Source organism: Pseudomonas sp. ICMP 561, from assembly GCF_002699985.1.
Classification (GTDB): domain Bacteria; phylum Pseudomonadota; class Gammaproteobacteria; order Pseudomonadales; family Pseudomonadaceae; genus Aquipseudomonas; species Aquipseudomonas quasicaspiana.
Genome location: NZ_LKBT01000059.1, coordinates 1 through 241, shown reverse-complemented (window position 1 = coordinate 241; position 241 = coordinate 1). Strand labels below are relative to the sequence as shown.

Annotated in this window: 1 pseudogene; it reads left to right on the top strand. The window is 50.6% G+C overall.

Features of this window, described 5'->3' with window-relative positions:
• Positions 1-241, top strand: a pseudogene (locus AO242_RS29490) (hypothetical protein); the annotation flags it as partial.

Here is a 241-nt window from a genome sequence, read left to right as displayed (position 1 = left end):
CGGGCTGCCAATTTCGGCGAGTTTTCAACTGGCGAGCTGAGCCACGCTCGTGGGTTGGAAAAAGCAGTGGATGACTATTCGGTTACGATCTTTGATCGTGCGTACTATTCTGCAGCATTATTGATCGAGTACTCGATAGAAGGTAAAGCCCGTCGCTACCTCACCTCAATGATCGACGCCAAGCGTTATCCAGCAAACGAAGTAGCCGCACATTACAACGAGCGTTGGGAAATAGAGCTGG